The organism is Telluria sp. RT2P19, from assembly GCF_059685725.1.
Map to the genome: position 1 here is coordinate 1 of NZ_JCASIL010000041.1, position 2,110 is coordinate 2,110.

Below are 2,110 nucleotides of genomic sequence, written 5' to 3' on the forward strand. Positions count from 1 at the left end.
ATCCGCTGAAAAACCGCCGTCCCGAACAAAAAAAGGGCATCTCAAAATGTCGAGGCGGTCTTGCCGCCAAAAACTGGGGCCGCGCTGAAAATCGTCAATTGATCAGTGCTTCCCTAGTAAAGCCGACTGTTGAGCTCATCGTAGTGCAATTCAAAGGTGAAAAATGGAGAGTGAAACAAGGAAGCGCGAACAACAGTACTTTCTTGCTTTAGCTTTCTGCTCCTTAGCCAAAGAGAAGTGCGGCGACATCGTCCTTGCTCAAATGTCGAGATGTATTAACTGCCGTGTCGAGAGACGCCAAATTCGTTTGTCCTTGCCCTGATGTCAAAACCCCTAAGATATAGATGGGTGCGAATATAAGAATGCCAACTATTACGCCGACAGGGCTGGAAAACGACAAGAAATCTGAAGCTACCATTGAAAGCACACTAATGGCGACAACTAAAACAATTGCGGCAATTTTGATTAATCCACCTAGTTGTATCAACCAGTGCGCTGACCTGTATGCATCGCGGTAACGACGAGTCAACGCCTGGACAATTTCACTCTCTCGTGATCCACTTGCATTTGCGAGGACCTGGGACCGTGGCAGTCCATTCGACAACAACGGTTCAGCTGGTGAGACGTGGTGTGAACTCGCAGTTGTCTTCCCACGTTCAGTCCCGCATTGCCAACAAGCGTCGAACTCCTCGTCGATAGTCTCTTTACAGCCTCGGCACTTCCACATATTGTCGCCATCCCTAATCTAAACCAATATTTATCTTACTGCACTCTACGCCTTGACCAGGGTTGGCCCGTCGGGCGGACCGAGCGCAATCATAGTTCTGCGCTTTGAAACCGCCCAAGCGAATTCGTCAAGAAGTCCAGCATAGGATAGTCGCTTTCGCGCTGAGCGTAATCCTACATCCACTGGAGCACCCGGATGATGTTTTCATGACACGTATACCTTAAAGCATGCTATCTATAATCCAGACGCAGTTGTTGTGGGTATGGCATGTTTACATACTAGCCAAATTTTTCAGCTAACAAAAAGTCCCAATTGGGGCTTTCTTTTTATCGTTCGATGCCGACAATTAGACTCTCTCCGACGCTGCCGGCGTACATCTGGATTCCCGCAATGGAAGCTCTCGGCATGACCGTTGAACCGTCAGGATAGTCCTTAGATCCAACCTTCTTGATGTATGCGATAACTTGTTGAGGGCTAATACCAGGTGCAGCATTACGCAGCAAGTTGGTCAAAAATGCCTCCTTCGTCTTCGTCATCCGTGCGGGCACCCTTGTGGATTTTCCATACCAGATCACGGATACATTAGAGGTGCCATGCTTGGTTTCTGTCATTGACACATTGATACTTGTGCTAAGGTTTTCAGTGTCATCAAACGAGTACGAGTTGTTCATTCCTCCGGTCTTCAGGGGCCAGCAATCTTTCTTGGGAGCGTTCTTCTCGAAGAAGTCCGAAGTCTCAAAAGCCTTTGCACTGGTGAGAAGGTTCTTGGTTGCATTACTTGGGGCGGGTGGCAGGTCCGCATCCATACTCACAACGCGGTAGGGGCCTTCTGCAGCAGGGCGCGAGAACGCTAGGGCAAAGCTCTTACCCTGCACTTTGTAGCGCTTCGTCAGCTTCAGGCCAGTGGGAACCTTCTGGATGTCTTGGCTCACCATGTCCTTCTCCTTCAGGACGGCAAACACGCTGTCTGCGGTGTCGCCAACGGTGATCGTATGCCCCCGTGCGGTTACGCTAGGCACATCCGCTCCTTGAGCTAGGGACGCAAGGGAGAGGGAGAAGGCGGCAAGGTAGAGCTTAGCTTTCATGGTTGAGCCTTATGCGATTTCGTTCTTTAAGTTGTTGACGCACTCTTCAATGCGCTCAAAGCTAAATTTCTCTCTGGCCATCATGACGAGACCTAGTACGAGCAATGCAGCGGCCACCCAAATGTTCAGGAGGTACCAGATGAGGCCAAAGCCCACGATGTTGAAGACTGGTCCCCAAGGGCTAGGGAAGCACTGATCAATTGACGATTTTCAGCGCGGCCCCAGTTTTTGGCGGCAAGACCGCCTCGACATTTTGAGATGCCCTTTTTTTGTTCGGGACGGCGGTTTTTCAGCGGAT

Annotated in this window: 2 protein-coding genes; one reads left to right on the plus strand and one right to left on the minus strand. The window is 50.2% G+C overall.

Annotation, left to right across the window (positions count from 1 at the left end):
- A partial coding sequence (locus tag AC56KW_RS26065; protein WP_497173536.1) for a hypothetical protein occupies nucleotides 1-212 on the plus strand: 212 nt, incomplete at its 5' end.
- A gap of 841 nt (nucleotides 213-1,053) precedes the next feature.
- Here AC56KW_RS26065 and AC56KW_RS26070 read toward each other — a convergent pair.
- Entirely contained in the window at nucleotides 1,054-1,812 is a 759-nt protein-coding gene (locus AC56KW_RS26070) for a hypothetical protein (RefSeq protein ID WP_497173537.1), read from the minus strand.
- Nucleotides 1,813-2,110: the final 298 nt, after the last annotated feature.